19 protein-coding genes and 1 pseudogene are annotated in these 23,891 nt (G+C 43.9%); 15 read left to right on the top strand and 5 right to left on the bottom strand.

The features are described 5' to 3' along the window. Positions 1-150: 150 nt before the first annotated feature. Positions 151-249 carry a hypothetical protein gene (locus tag QUA33_RS28145; RefSeq protein ID WP_445243205.1) on the bottom strand — a complete coding sequence of 33 codons (99 nt, stop codon included), beginning with the start codon at positions 247-249 and terminating at the stop codon, positions 151-153. 180 nt (positions 250-429) lie between these two features. On the opposite strand from QUA33_RS28145, the gene tnpA (QUA33_RS00680) reads away from it, so the two are divergent. Both tnpA (QUA33_RS00680) and QUA33_RS00685 read left to right on the top strand, forming a co-directional pair. After that, positions 430-828 (top strand): IS200/IS605 family transposase, encoded by a 399-nt coding sequence (tnpA, locus tag QUA33_RS00680; RefSeq protein ID WP_333145658.1) that lies wholly within the window; start codon positions 430-432, stop codon positions 826-828. Next, positions 821-2,143 carry a transposase gene (locus tag QUA33_RS00685; protein WP_333145660.1) on the top strand — a complete coding sequence of 441 codons (1,323 nt, stop codon included), beginning with the start codon at positions 821-823 and terminating at the stop codon, positions 2,141-2,143. Before tnpA (QUA33_RS00680) ends, QUA33_RS00685 begins: the two co-directional genes overlap by 8 nt. Here QUA33_RS00685 and tnpA (QUA33_RS00690) read toward each other — a convergent pair. After that, positions 2,104-2,349 (bottom strand): annotated as a pseudogene (gene tnpA, locus QUA33_RS00690) (IS200/IS605 family transposase); the annotation flags it as partial. The gene QUA33_RS00685 and the pseudogene tnpA (QUA33_RS00690) sit on opposite strands and share 40 nt — an antisense overlap. 21 nt (positions 2,350-2,370) lie before the next feature. Here tnpA (QUA33_RS00690) and QUA33_RS00695 point away from each other — a divergent pair. The 3 genes from QUA33_RS00695 to QUA33_RS00705 all read left to right on the top strand — a co-directional run bounded on the left by QUA33_RS00695 (position 2,371) and on the right by QUA33_RS00705 (position 7,151). Beyond that, positions 2,371-3,636 (top strand): RNA-guided endonuclease InsQ/TnpB family protein, encoded by a 1,266-nt coding sequence (locus QUA33_RS00695; RefSeq protein WP_445243202.1) that lies wholly within the window; start codon positions 2,371-2,373, stop codon positions 3,634-3,636. 17 nt (positions 3,637-3,653) lie between these two features. Then, complete coding sequence (locus tag QUA33_RS00700; RefSeq protein ID WP_333145662.1) at positions 3,654-5,270, top strand: glycosyltransferase family 39 protein; 1,617 nt, start codon at positions 3,654-3,656, stop codon at positions 5,268-5,270. A 357-nt stretch (positions 5,271-5,627) separates the two neighbouring features. Then, positions 5,628-7,151, top strand: a complete 1,524-nt coding sequence (locus QUA33_RS00705; RefSeq protein ID WP_333099547.1) for a peptide ligase PGM1-related protein — start codon at positions 5,628-5,630, stop codon at positions 7,149-7,151. A gap of 107 nt (positions 7,152-7,258) precedes the next feature. On the opposite strand, the gene lepB is transcribed toward QUA33_RS00705, so the two are convergent. Continuing rightward, positions 7,259-7,867: a signal peptidase I gene (gene lepB, locus QUA33_RS00710; protein WP_015174642.1), complete on the bottom strand. Its 609-nt coding sequence runs from the start codon at positions 7,865-7,867 to the stop codon at positions 7,259-7,261. Between the two features lie 89 nt (positions 7,868-7,956). Between lepB and QUA33_RS00715 the strand changes: the two genes are divergently transcribed. The 4 genes from QUA33_RS00715 (at position 7,957) to QUA33_RS00730 (ending at position 10,581) form a co-directional block, all read left to right on the top strand. Continuing rightward, complete coding sequence (locus QUA33_RS00715; RefSeq protein ID WP_333145663.1) at positions 7,957-9,285, top strand: dihydroorotase; 1,329 nt, start codon at positions 7,957-7,959, stop codon at positions 9,283-9,285. 40 nt (positions 9,286-9,325) lie between these two features. Next, positions 9,326-9,844, top strand: a complete 519-nt coding sequence (locus QUA33_RS00720) for a hypothetical protein (RefSeq protein WP_333145666.1) — start codon at positions 9,326-9,328, stop codon at positions 9,842-9,844. A gap of 65 nt (positions 9,845-9,909) precedes the next feature. After that, positions 9,910-10,236: a DUF433 domain-containing protein gene (locus tag QUA33_RS00725; RefSeq protein ID WP_172190336.1), complete on the top strand. Its 327-nt coding sequence runs from the start codon at positions 9,910-9,912 to the stop codon at positions 10,234-10,236. Between the two features lie 3 nt (positions 10,237-10,239). Continuing rightward, positions 10,240-10,581: a DUF5615 family PIN-like protein gene (locus tag QUA33_RS00730; RefSeq protein ID WP_172190337.1), complete on the top strand. Its 342-nt coding sequence runs from the start codon at positions 10,240-10,242 to the stop codon at positions 10,579-10,581. Positions 10,582-10,597: 16 nt separating this feature from the next. On the opposite strand, the gene tsaE is transcribed toward QUA33_RS00730, so the two are convergent. Beyond that, on the bottom strand, positions 10,598-11,047 hold the full coding sequence (tsaE, locus tag QUA33_RS00735) for a tRNA (adenosine(37)-N6)-threonylcarbamoyltransferase complex ATPase subunit type 1 TsaE (RefSeq protein WP_333145669.1): 450 nt from the start codon (positions 11,045-11,047) through the stop codon (positions 10,598-10,600). A 134-nt stretch (positions 11,048-11,181) separates the two neighbouring features. Continuing rightward, positions 11,182-12,582, bottom strand: coding sequence for a gluconeogenesis factor YvcK family protein (locus tag QUA33_RS00740; protein WP_333145672.1), 1,401 nt, complete (start codon positions 12,580-12,582; stop codon positions 11,182-11,184). A 164-nt stretch (positions 12,583-12,746) separates the two neighbouring features. Here QUA33_RS00740 and QUA33_RS00745 point away from each other — a divergent pair, with 164 nt between their 5' ends. From QUA33_RS00745 to QUA33_RS00770, 6 genes are all read left to right on the top strand, one after another. After that, positions 12,747-13,529, top strand: a complete 783-nt coding sequence (locus QUA33_RS00745; RefSeq protein ID WP_333145674.1) for an ATP-binding cassette domain-containing protein — start codon at positions 12,747-12,749, stop codon at positions 13,527-13,529. 100 nt (positions 13,530-13,629) lie between these two features. Continuing rightward, positions 13,630-15,108: an MlaD family protein gene (locus tag QUA33_RS00750; RefSeq protein WP_333145677.1), complete on the top strand. Its 1,479-nt coding sequence runs from the start codon at positions 13,630-13,632 to the stop codon at positions 15,106-15,108. Positions 15,109-15,325: 217 nt separating this feature from the next. After that, positions 15,326-16,060, top strand: a complete 735-nt coding sequence (locus QUA33_RS00755; RefSeq protein ID WP_333145680.1) for a Uma2 family endonuclease — start codon at positions 15,326-15,328, stop codon at positions 16,058-16,060. A gap of 115 nt (positions 16,061-16,175) precedes the next feature. Then, entirely contained in the window at positions 16,176-16,328 is a 153-nt protein-coding gene (locus tag QUA33_RS00760) for a hypothetical protein (RefSeq protein WP_333145682.1), read from the top strand. Between the two features lie 212 nt (positions 16,329-16,540). After that, positions 16,541-16,933, top strand: coding sequence for a tetratricopeptide repeat protein (locus QUA33_RS00765; protein ID WP_333145684.1), 393 nt, complete (start codon positions 16,541-16,543; stop codon positions 16,931-16,933). 122 nt (positions 16,934-17,055) lie between these two features. Further along, complete coding sequence (locus QUA33_RS00770; protein WP_333145687.1) at positions 17,056-23,886, top strand: FkbM family methyltransferase; 6,831 nt, start codon at positions 17,056-17,058, stop codon at positions 23,884-23,886. Positions 23,887-23,891: the final 5 nt, after the last annotated feature.

Genomic DNA, 23,891 nt, shown 5'->3' on the forward strand with positions numbered 1-23,891 from the left:
CGTGAAGCGTAGCTATCCCGGAGGGAATCGCCACAATTAGCTTCTTCGCCGGAAGCCCCACACCATAGCGGTACTCCGCTTGGTGTTGGGATGGATAGGCGGGTTGCTGTAGGAACGGAAGCAACCAATTAATCTGGCGAGTCCTGACCTTCAATGTACTTTTTCAATGTCGTCACAGTTACACCGCTCGCGCGTAGCAATAAAATAAGAACCATTCCATAAAACATCCTTGTAATAGAATTTATTCACCCTTTCCTCAAACTCGGAGCGCAATCTACGGCTTGTAACGGTTTTGACCGAAGAGCGAGACGCAAGCCCCTGGCTTTAGACACGGGGACAAGTCGGCTGCGGTTTCAACCGCCTTCAATATTCAACAAATCTTAATACAAAGTTAATGTAGTATATAGGTTCGTGCTGTATAGTTATACTATGGGCGTCAATTACAAATCGAATAAAAATGTTGTTTACTCGTGTAAATACCACATTGTGTGGTGTCCGAAATATCGTCGAAAGGTTTTAGTAGAGGGTGTCGATACCCGTTTAAAGGAAATATTGTTAGAGGTGGCGACTGAGTTTAACAGTGAATTAATCGAGATGGAAGTAATGCCAGATCATGTTAACCTCTTAATTGAGTGCGATCCTCAGTTCGGAATTGCCAAACTAATTCGGTATATGAAAGGGCGTTCTTCTCGATATCTTCGTCAAGAATTCCCTTGGCTAAAAAGTCGATTGCCAACTCTATGGACAAATAGCTATTTTATTGCAACTGTTGGTGGCGCAGCAATTTCAGTAATCAAGCAGTACATTGAGAATCAAAAAAATGTCTAGTTATGGATGTCAACAAAATCTAATCAGTCTAAGTCGAGAGTTAAGAAGCGTACTAGAATTTGTATGCGAAGAGTCAAACAAGTTAGCTAATTGTGGGACTTACTACTCTCGGCAGTTGTATTTCAAAACCGGGAAAATTCCTAGCAAGTATGACTTGCACAAGTTATTTAAAGACAATCTTCACTTTAAAGCTTTATATTCCCATGTTGCCCAACAAACGTTGACCAGCGTTGCGGAATCTTTTAAGTCGTATATTGGACTGTTAAAAGGAATCAAGAGTGGTACGGTAACTCAACACCCTAAGCTGCCAAAATACCGCAAAAACAGCTTAAAACTTGTAACCTTCCCAAAGGCAGATGTAAAGCTGAAGAATGGACAACTGAGGTTTCCATTGGGGAGCAAAGTTAAGCTATGGTTCGGAATCGGTGAATTTTACTTACCAATGCCATCTAACTTAGACTACAAGACAATTAGGGAGATTCGTATTTTACCCAGAAACGGACAATTTTATGTCGAGTTTGTTTATCAACTTCAATCAACAGCAGTTGAATTAGATGTTAACAAAGCTCTGGGCATCGATCCAGGATTAAATAATTGGTTAACTTGTGTTTCCACCGTCGGAACAAGTTTTATAGTAGATGGACGGCATCTGAAATCATTAAACCAATGGTATAATAAGCGGATTGCATCAATAAAAGAGCATAAACCTCAAAGTTTTTGGTCTAAGCGATTGGCAAAAATTACGGAAAAACGAAATAGACAAACGAGAGATGCTGTCAACAAAGCAGCTAGATTAGTATTGAATCATTGCCGAGAAAACAAAATAGGTACAATCGTTTTTGGTTGGAACAAGGGAATGCGCCAAGAGATAAATCTTGGTAGCAAGACCAATCAAAATTTTGTGCAAATCCCTACCGCTCGATTGAAGGATAGGATTTCTGGGCTTTGTGAACAATATGGCATCCGGTTTGTTGAAACTGAAGAGAGCTATACAAGTAAGGCGAGTTTTTTAGATGAGGATGAACTACCTAAGTTCGGCGAAAAAACTGAAGGGTGGAAAGAATCAGGAAAGCGTATCAATCCCGGACTGTATTGCTCAAAAGACGGAAGCAAAATTAACGCTGATTGCAATGGTGCTGGAAATATTTTGCGAAAAGTAGCGGCAACTTTAGGGTTATGCCTTAAAAGAGTCAGTAGAGGCGCTTTGATTTCGCCTTTGAAAGTTCGTATCTGGACTCTTCAAGAATCCCCGTCCCGGAGCGGGCTGGGGAGTATCAAGCTATTTACTAATTTACTGAGTTCAATTCCAGGGTGATATTGAAACACTAGGTGGACGTGATTCTCTTCTCCATTGAACTCAATCACCCTGCACTCCCATTTTTCCAGTAAATCCTCAAAGACCTCGTGCAAGCGGTCTAGCATTTTCTTGGTGAATAAGTTTTTTCGGTACTTTGTTGTCAGGACTACATCAGCCTTCAAGTCTGACACAGAACGACCCCTAGAAACAAAATCATCTTTGATTCTGTCAAGATAAGTTAATCAGTGTATACTAAAATAGTAACACCAATTGACAAGCAAGTGAGAACAGCCTACCAGTACAAACTACGCCCAACAAAACACCAAGCCGCAGAGCTAGACAGATTGCTGTCAATGCTTTGCGCTCTGTACAATTACTTGTTGGCTGATAGGTTTAACTGGTACGAACAAAACCGCTCTCCTGTTAACGCTTGCCCTTTGGTTTGCCACTTAAGCGAACTCCGTGACAATCCTGATTATTTCAGCCAGAAAAAGACTCTACCCCCACTCAAAAAAACACACCCTTGGTACGGAAAAATATACTCTCAAGTCCTTCAAGATGTAGTCAAGCGAGTTAAGGTAACATTTGATAGATTTCTCAAAGGTGATAGTAACGGCAAACGTAGCGGCCAGCCAAGATTTAAAGCTCGTAATCGCTACCGCACCTTTACTTACCCTCAAATGAAAGACGGGTATATGCAAGGTAATCTAATCAACTTGCCGATGTTCGGGAAAGTCAAGGTTGTCTTGCATCGCCCTATGCCCGAAGGGTTCAAAATCAAAACCGCATCTGTCACCAAGAAAGCCGATGGTTACTACGTCACACTCTCCCTAGAAGACAAGACAGTCCCAACAATTAAGCCTGATTTCAACTCAAATAAAATTGCTGGAATTGACCTGGGCTTAAAGGAGTTCTTAACAACTTCTGAGGGTGAAGCCGTGGCTATTCCTCAACACTACTGCAAAGCGCAAAAACGGCTGCGGACTATCCAAAAACGGGTATCTCGTCGCAAAAAGGCGAGCAATCGCAGGCAAAAAGCCGTTAAACAATTGGGAAAACAACACAAAAAAGTTGCTGATAAAAGGAAGGATTTTCACTTCAAAACGGCTAATTATTTGCTATCAAAATATGACGCAATCGCTCATGAAGAGCTGAACGTCAAAGGGCTTGCTCGTACAAAGTTGGCTAAATCCGTGTTGGATGCTGGGTGGTCAAGCTTCCTGTCAATACTGACAAACAAAGCCGTAAATGCTGGTTTGTTGGCGGTTCCAGTAAGCGCCCATAACACTTCACAAGATTGCTCCAATTGTGGCGAGAAAGTACCCAAAAAGTTGCATATTCGCTGGCATGACTGCCCCTATTGTGGATGTAGTCTTGACCGCGACCACAATGCAGCTATTAACATCAAAAATAGAGCGGTGGGGCAACCCGTTCTTAAAGCTCAGTTAATGTCCGACGGGATACCGGGAGTCACTGAGAAGCCTACACCATACTGTACTCAGTTGGTGTAGGAGTTGTCACGACAAGCATGGGATCTACAGCACATCAAGACACATCTTTTAATACCAAAAATTCCCCCTGGCTGATGAGCTTATTGGCGATCGGCATTTTACTTGGTATCGGATTTCGGTTTTTTGAGATCGATCGCAAACTGTACTGGCACGACGAAGCTTACACATCAATCCGCGCCGCTGGTTTCACACGCCAAGAAATTGACGACGAACTATTCCAAAACCGGATTGTTCATGCACCAGAATTGCAAAAATATCAGAGGATTAAACCCGGAAGTACAGAAGCAGACACAATTCGTTCTTTAGCACTAGAAGACCCGCAGCATCCGCCTTTATACTTTCTCATGGCTCGTTGGTGGATGCAGCAATTTGGCAGTTCTCTAACAGCATCTCGCAGTTTGCCAGCACTATTGAGTTTGCTGTCGTTGCCTTTGATGTACGCTTTAGCTCAGGAACTTTTCGCCTCGAATTTGGCTGCGTTATTAGCAACAGCACTTTTGGCTTTATCTCCCTTTGACATATTGTTTGCTCAGACAGCAAGGCAGTACAGTTTGCTGACAGCGACAGTTATTGGCAGCAGTTGGCTGCTGCTGAGAGCAGTGCGGTTGCGGGGTTGGCAAGATTGGGTATTTTACTCGCTGGCGATCGCCTTTGGTTTCTACACTCACCCTTTCTTCAGTTTAACACTCATCGGACACGGAGTTTTTATAATTTCTTACTGGTTGTTTGTCAAAAAAACAAAATTGCCAGGTCACTTAACTAATTCCCAATTTTTCTTGGCAGTAACAGCAGCTTTAATATTGTATATTCCCTGGATTTACGTGCTGGCTACCAACCTGGAACGTGCTTCCTCTACGACTGATTGGACGCGAGTATCTCCGGGTTGGCTGTATCTTGTTAAATTGTGGACGCTCAGCTTTACAGCCTTATTTTTTGACTTCGACTTCGGGTTTGATAATATCTTGACTTATCTGCTGAGATTGCCATTTTTGCTGTTAATTGCGGCAGCCATTTACAAAATCTGTCGCCAGGCTAGCAGTTCAACTTGGCTGTTTATTTTAACATCAATTTTTATACCTTTTTTGATACTGGCATTACCGGATCTAATCATAGGTGGCAAACGTTCCGCCGTCAGCCGCTATCTGATTTCCTGCTTTCCCGGAGTGCAGCTAGCAGTTGCTTACTTGCTCGCCTGTTACCTGAAAACTCAGCAGCGGTTTTGGCAAGTCATTTTAGCCTTGGTATTTACAGCAAGTGTAGCCTCTTGTACGGTCAGCGCTTTTTCTGATACTTGGTGGAGCAAAGACTTGAGCTATTTTAATGCTGAAGTTGCGAAAATTATTAACCAAGACGCGATAGCTAATCGATCGATTAAAGATACAATTGTAATTAGCGATCGCGGCAACGATTTTACTAACATGGGAGATTTGCTTTCTCTGAGTTATTTGCTCGACAAAGACGTGCGGCTGATGCTGATGAGCCAGTCGCCAGATATGGAGATGCTGAACAAATATTCAGCTCCCCTGGTGTTCCGGCCTTCGGAAAAATTGCGATCGGCACTCAAGCAAAATCAACGCCGCTTAGAGCCAATTTTGCAGTATGCCAGACTTTTTCGAGCGCGGCGAGCTTCTTAGAACAGATTGACAGAAATCGAAGATCGTCCCCGGTAGGGTGCGTCAGTCGATTTTAGATTTTAGATTTTAGATTTATTCCACAGATGAATCTGGGAGATTAAACTTTGGTCTAAAATTTTTAGATATTCACGACAGGAGTAGATGGCCCGGTATAGGTTTTTGGGCGAGGTGAGAAAAAACTGTTTGAGTTGCCTCAAATATTTCGACTGACGCACCTTAAATCACTATTTGGGCATTTTTGTCAATATTCCCGGTAAGGTGCGTTAGAAAAAAAACTGTGTGAGTTATCTCAACTATTGGGGCTGACACACCCGACATCATCAGCAATAATTATTTGAATACTTAGGATAAAACGCAATGCAAGAGTTAAATAATTCACCTTCCGAATCGGCGCAGAAGTTTCGCAATCTTCAGACAGAATTACGCGAACGTTGGCGAGCGATAGAAGAATTTGACAGCGGAGATTGTGACATTATTATCATTCCTTCTGTCAGCTTAGATCAGCAAGAAATGCGAAAAATTGAGGGTGCTTACCACTACGAAGAGCGACATTTATTTTCATTGATTCGCCTGCGAAATCCCCGCACGCGCTTAATTTACATTACCTCGGAGCCCTTGCACCCGATGATTGTGGATTATTACCTGCAATTGCTGCCGGGAATTCCATTTTCTCACGCGCGCGATCGGCTTTTGCTGTTCAGCGCTTACGATGCTTCTGCCAAATCCCTCACCCAGAAAATTTTAGAGCGCCCCCGCTTGATGGAGCGCATTCGTCAAGCAGTACGGCCGACAAAATCTTATATGGTTTGTTATAACTCGACGCCCTTAGAACGGGAGTTATCTGTTAAATTGGGGATTCCTTTGTGGGCCAGCGATCCCGATCTGTTATATTGGGGAACAAAAAGCGGCAGCAGGCAAATTTTCCAAGAATGTGGCGTGCCTTATCCTGACGGTTCCGAGTTGGTTTGGAATGCGGAAGATTTAGCAGAAGCTGCCGCTCAATTGTGGGAACGGCAGCCGGATTTGCAGCGGATGGTAATTAAGTTAAATGAAGGTTTTTCGGGAGAAGGAAATGCACTTCTAGATTTGCGTTCCCTGACAAGTAAAGCGCCTCAAGAAAGAGCGAAGGCAATTGGGAATTGCTTCCATAATTTGCGCTTTCAATCCACAGGCGAAACCTGGGAAAATTTTAGCAGCCGCATTCCTGAATTAGGGGCAATTGCCGAAGCATTTATCGAAGGAGAACAAAAGTTCTCGCCCAGTGTTCAAGGCAGAATTATTCCCAGTGGCGAAGTAGAAATCCTCTCCACTCACGACCAGATTTTAGGAGGCCCAGACGGTCAAATTTTCTTGGGTTGCCGATTTCCGGCGGACGAATCTTACCGACTGGCGTTGCAAGAATTGGGATGGAAAGTCGGGCAAAACTTAGCTAAAAAAGGGGCTTTAGAGAGATTTGGAGTGGATTTTCTCGCTGTAAAGCAATCCGATGGGAAATGGGATCTTCAAGCAATAGAAATTAACTTACGAAAAGGAGGCACAACTCATCCTTTTATGGCTTTGAAGCTGTTAACAAACGGTCGGTACGATCGCACTACCGGATTATTTTACAGCCAGCAGGGCCGTCCGAAATATTATGTCGCTTCAGACAATTTGAAAAAAGAGCGCTATCGGGGATTATTACCCAACGATTTGATGGATATTATTGCTGACAATCAACTGCACTTTGACAGCGGTACAGAGACGGGCAGTGTGTTTCATTTAATGGGTTGTTTGTCGGAGTTTGGCAAATTGGGATTGACGAGTATCGGCAATTCGCAGCAAGAGGCAGAGGAGATGTATAACAAAGTGGTGAAAGTTCTCGATCGCGAAACATCGTACTAAATCTGCTGGAATGGCAGCACGATCGGAAGTTAAGCAAGTTTTAAATTTTGACCTTCATTAATCTGTAGTAGTAAGGTGCGCCTAGCGCACCCTACTGAGGGTTGTACCTAATTTTTAGCGGGATAAAGGGGCGTGGGGTCGATCGAACCTGTACGGTTGAGTGGCCAAAAACGCACAATTGCCCTACCGATGATATTTTGCTTGGGTACAAAGCCCCAATAATGACTGTCACAGCTTGCGTTGCGGTTGTCGCCGAGCACCAAGTAAGAATTTGGAGCTACAACTACAGGCCCGTAGGGATACTGCGGAATTTCTTCAATATATTTTTCCTGTAGCGGCTGCTTGTTAATAAAAACTTTTCCCTCTCTGACTTCCACAGTGTCCCCTGGAAGTCCGATCACTCGCTTGATATAGGCATCTTTGATCGGTGGCGGCTGTCCCGTGCACAAACTAGCCGGGTCGGGAGGCATAAATACGATAATATCTCCTCGGTGGGGGTCTTGGAATCGATAGCTGACCTTATCTATAATTAATCGATCGTTAATTTGTAAGGTTGGGAGCATCGAGCCGGTGGGAATGTAGCGTGCTTCGGCAACCAGGGTGCGGATACCAAAGGCTAAAAATGCTGCTAAGCCGATCGTCTTAATTCCTTCGATCCAAGGATTTTCGGTGTCTTGCGGAGGTTTTTCGTCGGCTGACTTGTCTAGACGAGTCATAGGGTATTGTAGTGACTGAGCTGGATACGAATTATAAACTTAATAATGCTTCCATGCTAGCACGCTGTTTACTCAATTAATGGTATCTTATGACTCCCAAATCAAGTTTGTTAATCCGTCGCGCTCGCATTCTTTTGCCCAATGGTGAGTTTTTGGTAGGAGATGTGCAAATCTGCGATCGCAAAATTGTCAAGGTTGCTGCAGAAATTGTCGAATCTGGCGATCGAGAAATAGATGCCAAAGGCTTAACTCTGTTACCCGGAGTAATCGATCCCCAGGTACATTTCCGGGAACCGGGTTTAGAACACAAGGAAGACTTATTTACCGCTAGCTGCGCTTGCGCTAAAGGCGGCGTGACATCGTTTCTGGAAATGCCGAATACCCGACCTCTGACCACAACCCAAGCTGCCTTAGATGATAAACTAAGTCGCGCTGCCGAGAAGTGTTTGGTGAATTACGGCTTTTTTATTGGTGCAACGCCTGAGAATTTGCCGGATTTGTTGACTGCAAATCCGACTCCGGGAATTAAGGTGTTTATGGGTTCGATGCACGGGCAGTTGTTGGTGGATGGAGAAGCAACTTTAGAACAGATTTTTGCTGCCGGCGATCGACTAATTGCCGTGCACGCAGAAGACCAAGCTAGAATCAACCAGAGGCGTCAGGAATTTGCCGGGATTTCCGATGTTGCCGTGCACTCGCAAATTCAAGACAACCAAGCAGCTTTATTGGCAACTCAGCTAGCATTAAAACTTTCTAATAAATATCAGCGGCGTCTGCACATTCTGCACCTTTCAACGGGGGATGAAGCTGAGTTGTTGCGCCAGGAAAAACCGAGTTGGGTAACAGCAGAAGTTACGCCGCAGCATTTGTTGTTAAATACCAGCGCCTATCAAAAAATTGGCAGTTTAGCTCAGATGAATCCGCCTTTGCGCGAACCCCGCGATAACGAAATACTTTGGCAAGCTTTACTCGACGGCGTAATTGATTTTATCGCCACCGACCACGCGCCGCATACATTAGCAGAAAAAGCTCAAGATTATCCGAATACGCCGTCTGGAATGCCGGGAGTCGAAACTTCTTTGCCTTTGATGCTGACGCAAGCAGTAGAGGGAAGATGTACAGTGGCACAAGTTGCTAATTGGATGTCGGCGGCAGTTGCTAAGGCTTATAAGATTCCGAATAAGGGGTCTATTTCTCCGGGTTTTGATGCCGATTTGGTATTAGTAGATTTGGATAATTATCGACCAGTAGTGCGAGAAGAAATGGTGAGCAAGTGCGGCTGGAGTCCCTTTGAAGGATGGAATTTAACTGGATGGCCTGTGGTCACGGTTGTGGGAGGAAAAGTTGTTTTTGAGAATGGTAAATTGGATACAAAGGTTAGGGGAGAAGCTTTGAGATTTGACGCGGAGCCAGCTTGAATACAGGTAAAGTGTTAAAATCCGATCGAGGATGACAGTAATGGCAAAGTTGTACCAATATGTAGGCTCGAATGAAATTCGGCTTTCTGTTGCTGACTTTCCTATTGGTACTAGGATTGATTCAGTCAGTCAGCTAGAGAAATGGATTGCTAAAACTAGCCGGAAGCCGAATATTTTTAGTTCGCTCGCAGCAACTTTTGTAGTAGATTTAAAAGGCGATCTTTGCATCGCCGATCGCCACTCAGAACATATAGCTTGTGCGGGCGGATTTCCTGTACTCTCGGCGGGAGAAATATTTTTTGGAAGCGGCAATCGCGGCTGGGAAGTGCTAGAAATTACCAATCAATCAACAGGCTTTTGTCCCGAACCCGAGTCTTGGTTTCAAGTAGCGGAATCTCTCGATCGCATACCGATCGCTCGCCCCGATAAATTTACAATAGAGTTTGTATTTCGCCGCTGTCCTGCGTGTCGCCAACTGAACATTATCAAAGACCACCTATTTGTATGTTCGGTCTGCAATACCGACTTGCCCCATCTTTGGAATTGCGACCATTTTTGAGCCTAACTCAAAAAACTTTTGCTAAAATAACTGTATATTCTCCTATTGCAAAGGCGATATTACCCATGCTTCTCCAAGAACTAGAAACACAACTCCTGGCCTTAACTCCGACTGAGAAAGCTGAAGCCATCCGGCTTTTAACCCAAAGTTTAAACAATAGCTGGCCAGGAATTACTAAAACTCCCGACGTGTGTGGCGGCGATGCTTGCATTGCCAAAACTCGCATTCCTGTTTGGCTGCTTGAAAGTTTTCGCCGCGAAGGTTCAAGCGATGCCGAACTTTTACAATTTTATCCCCATCTAAGCGCTGCCGATCTAGTCAATGTTTGGACTTATGCTGATGCACATCAGGAGGAAATCGAACAAGCAATCCGCAAGAATGAGGAAGCCTGAGTCATGCTAAATTTGTATGCAGACGAACAATTTCCTTTGCCAGTTGTGCAATTGCTGCGCGCTTTTGGTCACAATGTCCTCACGGTTCAGGAAGCAGGAAAAGCAGGACTTGGGATTCCAGATCCAGAGGTGCTAGCATTTGCTATAAGCAACGATCGAGCTGTTTTGACATTAAATCGATTTGATTTCATCGGACTGCACAACCGACAGCCAGGCCACGCTGGTATTATTGTTTGTACCAAAGATAGGAACGTAGAAAAGTTGGCAACACGCATTAATGATGCTATTGCTGGTGAGGAAACTTTGAGAGGTAAATTGATTCGAGTCAACCGCCCGCCGCAGTAAGTTCGATCGCCTTTTCTCAAATTTCCAATTGCCAATCCAATAAGTCGCCATTACCAATTACTTCAATTTGCCGCCCGTTATCTAAATAACTTAAAGAAATTTGCAAATAATTCTCTGGTTTGTACTGCAATCTTTCTGCCCATTCGATCGCCACAATTCCCAAATCCCTTTCTAATCCGTCCCAATAACTTTCTAAGTGCAAAGCCTCGGCTTCTGCGGGTTCAAGTCGATACAAATCTAGATGGTACAGCGGAATTCGCCCTGTAAAATACTCGTTAATCAAGGTGAAAGTAGGACTCTCAATCGAGTCTGAGATTCCTAAACCTTCAGCGATGCCTTGAACCAAGGTAGTTTTGCCCGCACCTAAATCTCCTTGTAATAAGATTACAGTGCCGGCGGGGAGCGATCGACCTAACGCAACACCAAACTTGCGCGTAGCCTCAGAATCGGGAAGCAAAGTTTTCATTTCAATAATTAGTCATTAGTCATTAGTCATTTGTTATTTGTTATTTGTTACTCGCTGCCGGCGGCCAATAACCAATAACCAATAATATTAGTCAACAGTCAACAGTAAACAGTAAACAGTAAACATTCAGCAGCTTAAATGTTCTGGGCGCGGCCGTACCAACGCAGCAACATCCCCGCCAACCTTTGAGAATTGTGGCGAATTAAACCCGTATTTTCATCTTCATCCATGACATTGGCGATGACAACTCGCCGCCCCAATTGCGTTACGGCTTCTCGATCGAGCACAACCGGATAAGAATTCTCCTGAGAATAGCGTATCAAAGCCTTTGCAGAAGGGACTTTTCCTTGAACGACTACAGCATCGAACAGCGGCCTGCCGCAAGCGCGGTCGATCGCCCGAATGTGGTCTGCAACACTGTATCCGTCAGTTTCCCCCGGCTGAGTCATAATATTGCAAACATAAATGCGCGGAACTGCGCTGTTGGCGATCGCATCAGCAATTTCCGGGACCAACAAATTCGGAATGACACTCGTATAAAGACTCCCCGGCCCAATAATAATAAAATCCGCTTCCCGAAGACCTTCCACAGCCCTAGGTAATGCCGGAGGATGAGCAGGAGTACAGCCTATTTTGAGGATTTTTCCGTTAGCTTTTGTAATGCTGGACTCCCCCTCAATCCTCCGGCCGTCAGCCAGTTCAGCCCACAAAGACACGTCGCTCAGAGTAGCAGGCAGCACCTCTCCCCTAACGGCTAAAACTTTAGAACTCGCGGCGATCGCCTGTTCCAAATCTCCAGCAATATCGCTCATCGCCGTCAAAAACAAATTCCCAAAACTGTGACCCATCAAACCGTCACCGGCCTGAAAGCGATATTGAAATAACTCAGTCAATAACTTTTCCTCATCTGCCAAAGCCGCCAAACAATTGCGAATGTCTCCCGGTGGCAATACCCCTATTTCCCGCCGCAGCCGCCCCGAAGACCCCCCATCATCCGCCACCGTGACAATAGCAGTGATTTTGGCACTGTAATCCTTCAATCCCCTGAGCAAATTAGAAAGACCGGTACCGCCCCCAATTGCCACAATTTTCGGGCCGCGGTGCAAGCGGCGGTGGTTGAGGAGTCGATCGACCAATTCCTCATTCCCTTCGGGCATCAGCACTTGAGTAATAGAGTTCAAACTGCGAGTTTGCCCCCACAGAATTAACAAAATCCCGGCAGCAATGATGATCGGCCCCGACACGTAATTGGGAATAACTTCCGCAATCCACGCCAAAAAATTTCTCAACAATTGCAATAAGAAGAAAATGGGAGTCATCCCAGTCCAAATCGCTAAACCCAAAGTGGCAAGTACCACGCCGCTGGCACTGATCAGCAGCCACCGTTTCACTAAAAGTCCGGGGGCTAACCACTTAAACCACTGGTGAACTCGCCCGTTCCGCAAAGAAGGGGCGTAAGGATTTCTGGATTGGGCAAAAACCTGCTTGGCTTTAGCCAAGACGCGGAGGGCTTTAGGAAGTGAACTAATTGACATGGTTAATTAGTCTTAAGGGTATTGGAACAGCTCGAGCTGACAAATTTACAATACAAGAGAGTTTTGATTCTGGCAGTCAATTTAAGTAATTAGTGATTAGTCATGAGTCATGAGTCATTAGGTAGACTGATGACTGACGACTGACAACTTATTGATAACATCCTATGGCTGAGCCACTAATCGAACTCAAGGGGGTAAGTAAGTCCTTCGGCCAGAACCCGATCCTCGATCGAGTCGATCTGAGGATTTATCGGGGAGAAGCCCTGGCAATTATTGGCCCTTCCGGGACGGGGAAATCTACGATTCTGCGGATAATTGCGGGTTTGTTGGCCCCGGATGCCGGTGAGATTTTTGTTCAGGGACAGCGCAGGGTCGGATGGGTGGACGACGTGGCAGATCCGATCGGAATTGGGATGGTTTTTCAGCAAGCGGCTTTGTTTGATTCGCTGACGGTGGAGGAGAATGTCGGTTTTTTACTTTACCAGCATTCTAAGCTGCCGCGCCGCCGCATTCGGGAATTGGTTGAGGAAAAGTTGGAGATGGTGGGTTTGCCGCGAATTGGCGAACGCTATCCGGCGCAGTTGTCTGGGGGAATGAGGAAGCGGGTAAGTTTTGCCCGCGCTATCATGGCGAATCCTGATAATGACAGGGATAATCCAGAGGTTTTGCTGTACGACGAACCGACGGCGGGTTTAGATCCGATTGCTTCGACGGTAATTGAAGATTTAATCAGGGACTTGCAGGCTGCCCAAGGTGTTTGCAGCACTTATGCGATCGTCACTCACCAAGACAGTACCATCCGCCGCACTGCCGATCGCATCGTGTTTCTCTATCGAGGCAAAGTGCAGTGGGAGGGAACTGTCAGCGATATTGCATCGACAGATAATTTACTGATCGGACAATTTTTTAGCGGCAGTGTTACTGGGCCAATTCAAGCGCTTGGATAGTTAGCCAATTGTAGATTTTAGATTTTAGATTTTAGATTGAAATGACCGATGATGAATGACTAATAACCAATGATCGATGACCAATGACTGAGGAGAAAATATGCGATCGCGAACTGTAAGAGAAGGTTCTGTCGGGTTCTTAATTTTAGTAGGAATCGGTTTATTTGGCGGCTTAGTGCTCTGGCTGCGGGGCGTACAGCTAGGGAACCGCAGCTACAAATTCGCCGTAGAATTTGGCAGCGCCCAAGGAATGCAAATAGGCACGCCCATCAAATATCGTGGGGTTGCAGTCGGTAAAATTACCGCCCTCAAACCGGGTTCCAACGGCGTAGACGTGACGCTGGAAATTGCCCCCGGTACTTTAGTGATTCCCCGGGATGTGGTGATCGAAGCGAATAAATCGGGTTTAATTGGCGAATCGTCGATCGACATTACCCCCAACGCGATTTTGCCAGAATCGTTACTTACCGCCAATCCCGTTAGTGCAGACTGTCCCGCAGAGATTATCTGCCAAAATTCGCGCTTAAAAGGTCAAGCAGGAGTCACTATCGACGAACTTATTCGATCCACAGTCCGCCTAGCTAATTTCTACACCGATCCCGCGCTGTTCAACAATATTAAATCCCTGACAGAAAATACAGCTAACACAGCTAAAGGCGCAGCTAAACTCACTCAAGATTTATCTAATTTAACTCAAACTGCTCAATCCGAAATAAAAAACTTAAATCAAGATGTAAGGGGAGAAATTGGGAGCTTAAATCAATCGGTAAAAACCGAAATAGCAAGTTTAAATCAATCGTTAAAAGGAGAAGCCAGTAGTTTAAATCAATCATTAAAGGGAGAAGCCAGCAGTTTAAATCAATCTCTAAAAGGGGAAATATCAGCAGTCGCCACTGATGTTTCTAAAGTAGCAGCTACGGCCGACACTTCCACAAAAGCCGTATCTGCAGCTGCGATAAATTCTGCTAATTCAGTAACTCAAGCAGCCAATCAAGTTACATTAACAGCCAACCAACTCAATTCTTTAGTATCAACCAACCGCGCCAGTTTAGTCTCAACTCTGAATAACATCAATCAAAGCAGTCAAGAACTGCGCGTAGCTGTCAGCAGTTTTAGTCCAACAATTAATCGAATTAACCAAGGACAATTGCTGAACAATTTAGAAGTTTTATCAGCGAATGCTGCCCAAGCTTCTGGTAATTTGCGAGATTTATCCAGCCAGGTGAACAATCCGGCAACTTTGCTATTATTGCAGCAAACTCTAGATTCTGCACGAGCTACATTTCAGAACGTCCAAAAAATTACTTCCGACGTAGATGATTTGACCGGAGATCCGGCTTTCCGCAACAATATTCGCAGGTTATTCAACGGATTAGGAGGTTTGTTGGGTTCGACGGAACAACTGCGACAGCAAGTTAAAGTTACTCAAACATTAGCTCCACTTTCTGATAAAATAAATGCAAGTACACCTGCCAAAAATAAATCAGTAGAGCCTGGATTTCCTCGCTTGCAAAAACAGCCCAAATTGCCTGTTATACCTTCTCAAAGTGCAAGGTCAGTAGAACAAGTTGCTCCATAAAATACCCCTTAAAACATGGTATCATTGAATAACCGAAATTATTGCAATAGTTGCGAGTTTATATGTTTCTTAACTCTGCATTCTCTGGGTTAAACAGGGGTAAGGTGCGCATTGCGTACCTTATAGTTAGTAAGGTGCGCAGTCCGGACCCCCGACTTAAAGTTATTGACCAAATCCTATTAACAAAAAACTCTTTCAATCTAAACAAGGAAAAGCAATGACGCAAACATTATCGAAACCGGACGCAACCAAAACTCAGTATACTCTAACTTGGGAAAAATTGCCAGAGGACTTTAAATTACCAGATGAGCCTGTGGAAAACATCGACCAACCACTTTTAGCCGCCGCCCTGCGAGAAGCTTTGGATCTGGCAGGATTTATCCTAGCTTCAATGCTAATAGCTTCCAATTTAGGACTCGGTGCCAAAGTTAACGACAAAACAGTAGTAAAAGCCCCTGAGTGGGTGTTCGTTACCTCGGTATTGCCAGCAGAAACAGGAGAAGTTCGCCGCAGTTATACGCCCAATGCTGAGGGAGAAATACCTGCCGTAGTGATGGAATTTTTATCGGATACTGACGGCAGTGAATATTCAAATAAACCGACATATCCTTACGGAAAATGGCGGTTTTACGAGCGAATTTTGCAAGTACCGGTTTATGTAATTTTTGAACCGAAATCGGGAGTCTTGGAAGTGTACAGACTCTCGACATCGGGAGAATACGAATTGCAAGAACTGGATGCTAATCAGCGATTCTGGATAGAATCAATGGGCGTATTTCTGGGGGTTTGGGAAGATGAAAAATCTCATAGAACCGGTTATTGGTTGCGCTGGTGGGATGAGAATGGCAATTTGCTGCTGTGGGGTGCCGAACGGGTGGAACAGGAACGACAGAGGGCCGATCGACTAATGGCATACTTGAGGAGTCAGGGTATCGATCCTGATGGCATTTGAATGTGTGGGAGGTCGATCGACCTTTCGGCCATTAATCCAATCCCATTTTGATTGCACAATCGAGTCAGCCAGGGCATTTTAGATTAAAAATAACCACCATTAAGGAGCGATCGACATGACTGCAACAACATTAGATGAAAAATTAGATCGGCTTTCTGATGAATTAGCCTCAGCACTAGAAGCGGAACGCCAGCGTGCTCCTGAACTCACATCTTTGCTACCGCGTTACCGAGCTCGGTTTGGCGAAATGCCAGAGAGTAACGGCTAAAAAGTAAGGGTGCGATCGCCCTTCACTGATCGAGATCGCCCGCGTGTTATTTTCACCTAAATATCCTTTACAAATCTCAGGTTTAGTGTAATGGGCGAGAATTGGTCTCAAATTTTAAAGGGCCAAGGGCGATCGTTTTGCGCTCGAACTTGGGCAATCTAGATATAGGCGCTTCTTGAGTGCCTGGAAAACAGCGAGGCCAAGAGTTAGCAATGGAAAGCACACAGAAAAAATCTAGCCCTCGTCCAGTTAATAAGGGCGAGCGAACTAAGCAGATTTTTGCGTTAGTATCAATGGTTTCGTTTGGTGGTTCTGCAATTTTTGGTATTTTCAGTCTGTTCAGCAGCGGTTTGAGTAGCCAGCACCAACAAAAACCGGCGACTGCTGCTGTTTCTCAGGAATCTTTGCTGGCGGAGCAGGAACGGGGATATGAAACGGTTTTGCAGCGGGAACCGCAGAATCAGACGGCTCTGGAGGGGTTGGCAAATGTGCGGTTGCAGATGAATAATAAGGTGGGGGCGATCGAGCCTTTGGAGAAGTTGGTGAAGCTAAATCCCGATCGGGCGGATTATAAGGCGCTGTTGGAGCAGGCGAAGGGGAAATAGTAGGCGAGCGGTCAATTTTGTTAGTAAGATAGATTGAAAATCCTTAAATTGTATGTAGCTTCCTAATTAAAATACCCGACTTAGTTTCACCAAACGAAGGATTGAATATGGGCATAGTACGCATGGGACCACCAATAGAAATCATCTCCCAACTAAAAGCAGCTTACGGGATTAATAATTTTATTGAAACAGGAACCTATCAAGGTCATACAGCATACTGGGCAAGCCAAGTATTTGAACAAGTTTTTACAATTGAGTATTCTCAAGACCTTTATCAAAAAGCTACCGAAAAATACGGTCATATCAAAAACATAGAGTTTTTGTACGGTGATACCAGAAACATTCTTGATAATACACTATCACAACTTGAAAGTCCAAGTTTATTCTGGCTAGACGCTCATTGGAGCGGAGGGCAAACCTATGGAGAAATCGATGAGTGTCCCTTACTCGCAGAAATCGAAATAATCAACCGCTCCAACTGCGAAGAATTTATTTTTATTGATGATGCCCGATTGTTTTTATCTCCTCCACCGCCACCCCATGCACCTCAACATTGGCCGGATATTAGCGCAGTATTAAACTTGTTGAATTCAGGAAAAAATAGCAGGCATATTGTAATTATTGATGATGTTATTATTGCTGTTCCGGCGCGGACAAAAGAACTAATTGTTCAGTATTGCCACCAAGATTCGCTCACAACTTCAGGCCACACAGGGAGCGGGAAACTGGAACAAAATCCTCAAAGCACTGGGGTGTCTGCTAATAATATTAATCACGGAGAGTCTATCAATAACTATGAATTGAAGATTATAGAAAATTTTATTGCTTCCGGTAATGTAGTTTTCGATATTGGCGCAAACATAGGTAACTGGACAAATCAAGTATTAAACATATGCCCCGACGTTCAAATTCATTTGTTTGAGCCAGCACCGCCTATATATCAAAAACTTCTACAAAACCTAGCTGAACCGATTAAAAACGGTCAACTTGTGTTAAACAACTTGGCAATAGCACACCAACAGGAAATCAGGGAATTTTATTACTACGATAAATTTTCAGGATGGAGTACCTTTCACCGCAGATTAGCAATCGAAAAACAATATAATATTCAGTTGCCTCAGCCATTTCAGATTTTAACAGCTACCCTTAATGATTATGTCCAAACAAGGGGCATAAAGCGAATTAATTTCTTAAAAATTGATACAGAAGGTGGCGAACTAGAAGTCCTTCACGGAGCAACTAACCTCTTGCAAAAAGGCAAAGTAGATTATATTCAGTTTGAGTATGGCGGAACATTTGTCGATGCCAACATCACATTAAAACAAGTATTCGAGCATTTACAAAAATTTCGTTATACAATTTTTAAAATACGGCCCAATGCTTTACAACCCTTACCCGAGTTTTTACCAGAATATGAGAATTACGAGTATAGCAACTTTTTAGCTGTGAACGAGAGGTTCACAGCTTTGATTTTTAGTCAAGCACCAAATCTGCTCGATTTGCAGCAGCTTTGCGGAGAACATTCTGTTGCACCGCGCGGCGTTATTCACATTGGGGCACACGAAGGCAAGGAAATTGCAAGATACCAAGCGATGGGGGTGCGAAGGGTACTGTTTGTTGAAGCCAACCCTGCTGTGTTTGAACGTTTGAAAACGAATATAGCGGGTTTTCCTCACGTGCTAGCGGTGAATTGTGCAGTTAGCAACATCAACGGCACAAGCACATTGTATGTAACTTCTATGGATCAAAGCAGTTCTATCTTACCATTGAAGGAGCATCAAAAGTTTTATCCAGAAATTAAGGAAGTTGAGCGTGTAGTTGTGGAGTCGAGAACTCTGGATACACTTCTAGAAGAACTTCAAATTGATCCCGCAGATTTTAATATCTTAAATATTGATATTCAAGGTGCAGAGTTGTTGGCTTTGCAGGGAGCAACGAATGTTCTCAGATACATAGAAGCAATAAACACGGAAGTTAATTATGAAGAACTATATGAAGGCTGCGCTTTAATTGACGAAATCGATGAGTTTCTGGAGATGTGCGGTTTCGATCGCGTAGCAACTACAACACCGTTTCATCCTTCTTGGGGCGATGCGTTTTATGTGAAAAAGCCCGCAGTCACAATGTCCACCCTGGGTAGAAACGGACGGTTTGCCAATCAAATATTTCAGTATGCCTTCTTGAAAATCTATGCCAAAGAACATAACTTGAAAGTAGAGACGCCAGCTTGGATTGGTCAATATCTCTTTGGTTGCAATGATTCTCCCATTTCTCAAGAGTTACCCGTAGTTACCGAACCCACCAGTAAATTGTCAGCAGCTAGCATCCCTAAAGCGAAAGAAATATTTAAAAATGTGAACTTTTGGGGTTATTTTCAATATCACACAAAGTATTACAAACCCCACCAAGAGTATTTCCGCTCCCTGTTCAAACCAGTACGCGAAATAGAAACGAAAATGAAGGAAGCGATAGCTCGTCTGCGATCGCGCGGCAAAACCATCGTCGGTTTGCACTTGCGGCGGGCAGACTACGGCTACGGAGATTTTTTTATAGCACCGAGCGAATGGTACAAGGACTTTCTAAAAGGTTTGTGGGAAACCCTCGACGAACCAATACTATTTATTGCCAGCGATGAACCGGAAAAAGTTTTAAGTGATTTTGCAGAGTATAATCCAATTACGACCAAAGACTTAGGTATAGAGCTGCCGCAAGCAGAGTTTTATCCTGATTTTTACTTGTTGAGCCAGTGCGATATAGTCGCAATTTCAAATAGCTCATTTTCCTTCGCAGCTTGTATGCTTAACGAAACAGGCAAATTTTTCTTTCGTCCGCACTTGTCTGCGGAAAAATTAATTCCATTTGACCCCTGGGATAGCGAACCGATATTACGAAACTATATGCCAATTCATTTTTTTACAATAGTCTTAAATGGTGAACCTTTCATCCGCTACCATATAGAAATATTTAACCAACTTCCCTTTAACTGGCACTGGCATATAGTTGAGGGGGTAGCTGATTTGAAGCACGACACTGCCTGGACTCTTCGATTTGGCGGAAAAATTACTAACGAATTTCATAGCCAAGGTCACAGCAAAGATGGGACATCAGAATATATAGATGAAATAGCACGTATTTATCCCGAAAATATTACTGTTTATCGCAAACCAGAAGGTGTTTTTTGGGATGGGAAGCGCGAAATGGTAAATGCACCGCTGGAAAATATTAAAGAGGAATGCTTGTTATGGCAGGTGGATGCAGATGAATTGTGGACAGCAGAACAAATTTGTAAAGCCAGACAAATGTTCGTTGAGAATCCCGAAAAAACAGCAGCTTTTTACTGGTGCTGGTATTTTGTAGGAGAGAAGCTGATTGTGAGCACGCGCAACTGTTATGCTCAGAATCCTGCACAGGAATGGTTGCGAACCTGGAGGTTTAAACCGGGGGCAAGATGGGCATCACACTCGCCTCCAGTCTTAGTTGAGCCTTTACCAGACGGACAAGAGAGGAATATTGCAACTGTTAATCCATTTTTGCATGAAGAAACAGAAAAGCAGGGTTTGGTATTTCAGCACTTTGCTTATGTAACGCCAGAACAGTTACGATTTAAAGAAATATACTACGGTTATAAAAATGCAGTATATGAATGGAGTATGCTGCAATTAGAAACTAAGTTGCCTGTGCCTTTGGGTAATTATTTGTCCTGGGTGCAAGATGGCACAATGGTTGATAAGGCTGAGTCTTTTGGTGTAGCACCAATAGCACAACGTGACAAAGATAATAATGTATGGAGGTTCGTTCAGCCAGAGGAGTTGTTAAGACAAAAAGTGCTGCAAAAAGTAACCCCAAGGATTATTGTTGATGGTGTGTTTTTTCAGCTTTACAATACGGGAATTGCTCGCGTGTGGCGATCGCTCTTAGAAGAGTGGGTAACACAGAAATTTGCCAACCATATAATTGTGCTCGATCGCGCCGGAACAGCACCCAAAATTCCAGGCATTTTCTATTGCCCGGTTACTGCCTACGACTATGATAAAACAGATGGCGATCGCGAAATGCTCCAGCAAGTCTGCGACGAACTAGAAGCTGACTTATTTATCTCAACTTACTACACAACCCCACTATCAACACCTTCTGTCTTTATCGCCTATGACATGACTCCTGAAGTCTTTGAGACAAATCTTGATGAACCCATGTGGCGCGAGAAACATTACGGCATCCGCCACGCATCTGCATACATTACTATTTCCCACAATACAGCATCAGACTTATTAAAGTTTTTTCCTGATATTGCCCCAGAGTTAGTAACAGTCGCTCATTGTGGAGTTCCCCAAAATTTATCGCCAGCTAGTCCAGAGGAGATCGAGAGTTTTAAGATTAAATACAATCTCTCAAAGCCATACTTTATGATGGTGGGTGCGGCCGGCGGTCATAAAAATGCACCCTTATTCTTGCAAGCTTTCGCACAACTGCCCAATCAGCCAGAATTTGATATTGTCTGCACAGCTCACAGCGCTTTAACAAAAGATGAGTTTGAACCTTACACTTCAGGGAGTACAGTGCATAAGCTTCCCCTCAGCGATGAAGAGTTAAAAGCAGCTTTTTCGGGTGCTGTTGCGCTGGTTTATCCGTCCCAGTATGAAGGCTTTGGCTTGCCCATTTTAGAGGCAATGGCTTGCGGATGTCCAGTGATTACTTGTCCCAATGCTTCTATACCTGAAGTGGCGGGAGAGGCAGCTTTATATGTTCCGGATGATGACGTTGAAGCAATGACGATCGCACTTATTAACATTCAAAAGCCAGAAGTGCGCGAAGCTTTGATAGCTGCCGGAATTCAGCAAGCGAAAAAGTTTTCCTGGTCAAAAATGAGCAAAGAAGTCAGTTATGCTTTGATTCAGGCTAGCCTATTGCCTCTTAAACTTAGAAATATTAATTTCATTACTTTCCCTGACTGGGAGCAGGCCGAAGAAACTCTCTTTTTCCAAATGGAAGAGGCTATTGGGAAGGTAATAACACACTCTGATAGTAACAACCTCAATCTTTTAATTGATACGAGTAATTTGACAGAAGCTTCAGAAATTGATGCAGATTTAGTTGTTTCTGGTGCAGTAATGAGTCTTCTGATGAAGGAGGATATTAATATTACCACAGCGCCAGAAATTACTATCCTTGGAAGGCTGAGTGAAGTACAATGCAAAGCTTTGTTGTCTCGAATTCAGGCTCGCATCTCTATGGAACGTGAAAATATACAGGCGATTGCTGATACTAAAGCACTCGCCCTCCCCCTCTATCCTGACGAAAATTGCGAGATAAGCGGAGAGCACGTAGAGGCAAAATCAATGGATTATTCTCGTGACTTGAGGGATAAATATACGGACTATGTTTATCATAATTGCCCTAGTCTGGATGCAAATTCTCTAGCTCGTCTAACGACAATCCTTGAAAGCACCTGCTGGGAAGAACCTACCTCTAGCAGAGACTTAAACAACGTTGCAGTATTAGCTTTGATCGTAGCAGAAAAGTCTGAGGACTTATCAGAGCGCCAACTGTATCTCAATATGGCTTTAGAAGCCTTAAACCAAGGAAGAGAGCAAGATAGCTGTCCTCTCTGCATAGCTCATCTAGCTCTCCTCTTGACGATGACTGGAGAAATGTCGCAAGCTATAGAACTTGCTTTTCCTGCTTTTATCAACACCGTCCCCAATGTTTACAGTACCAAAGAGAAACTTCCCTCTGCACTGGTTTACCTACCTTCACCGCGCAACAGTTTGGTTAATACTCTGGCTGAGCAATTGACACATTTACTTCAAGCAAGAGATGCTTATACTCAGGCATTTTTCCTTTTAAGCGACGTGCTATGTCGAACTCACCTTGTATTTTATGGAGCAGGTGGACTCCGACTACTGAATCTAGCAGAGAAGATATTACCAGATTCGAGTTCCATCAAGTTTAAACTAGGAGTTTCGTGCATGGTTAACAATTTAAGGGAAGGACTTGTATCCCTGCACCAAGCCCAGCAGCTAGCGCCAGAGTCACCGCAGATTTTTCAAGCTCTCTACCTCGCTTATCGAGATATACAGGATAGAGATTCAGCTAGCTACTGGCTAAATGAGGCTCGTGAATTTTATAAAAAAGAGCCTACTTCTCCTGATTGGAAATGGACTACGTTAGGAGTAAATTCTTCTATCACTTACCTGCCTGTTGAAAAAAAGCTATTGTTAGCCGTTGAGCCTAGTTTTCGGAGTATTGTAACAGGCGTCCTGCTTGCAGAGGGAGATTGGTTTGAACAGGAAGTGGAATTTTGGCGGAATTCCCTCAAACCGGGCATGACAGTTATAGATGTTGGCGCAAATGTGGGAGTCTATACCTTTAGTGCTGCGCAACGGGTGGGACCTAGAGGTCGTGTACTAGCAGTTGAACCTTTTTCAGGTTGCTTGCGCTGCTTAGAAGAAACCTGTAGAATTAATGAGTTAGATTGGGTACAAATATGTACTGGAGCTGCTAGCGATCGCATTGGTACAGCACGATTGCACCTTTACACATCTAGCGAATTAAACGAAATTGTTACTGGCGATGTGGAAGAACCAGTACAACTTGGTTCCTTTGAAGAAGTCCCGTGTTTTACTTTGGACAGTTTAGTTGATCAGGAAAACGTCAAGCGAGTTGATTACCTTAAAATAGATGCAGAAGGACACGAAATGTCAGTTTTAATAGGTAGCGAAAAAATATTATCGGAATTTTTTCCTATCATCCTCTATGAAAATATCGCTTTGAGCAAAGGCAGTAATTTACCTGTTGCTGATTATCTTAAAAGCAAAGGGTATAAACTCTTTCGCTATCAACCTTACGCCCAGGAACTAATTCCTATAAACTCATCTGACGAGTTGGAGGGAAACCTAAATGTTATCGCTGTTCCTGAGAGCAAAATAGATCTCATTTCTCAATCTTCAAAGTAGATTTC

Origin of the sequence: Microcoleus sp. Pol14D4 (assembly GCF_036701245.1) — a bacterium.
Lineage (GTDB): Bacteria > Cyanobacteriota > Cyanobacteriia > Cyanobacteriales > Microcoleaceae > Microcoleus.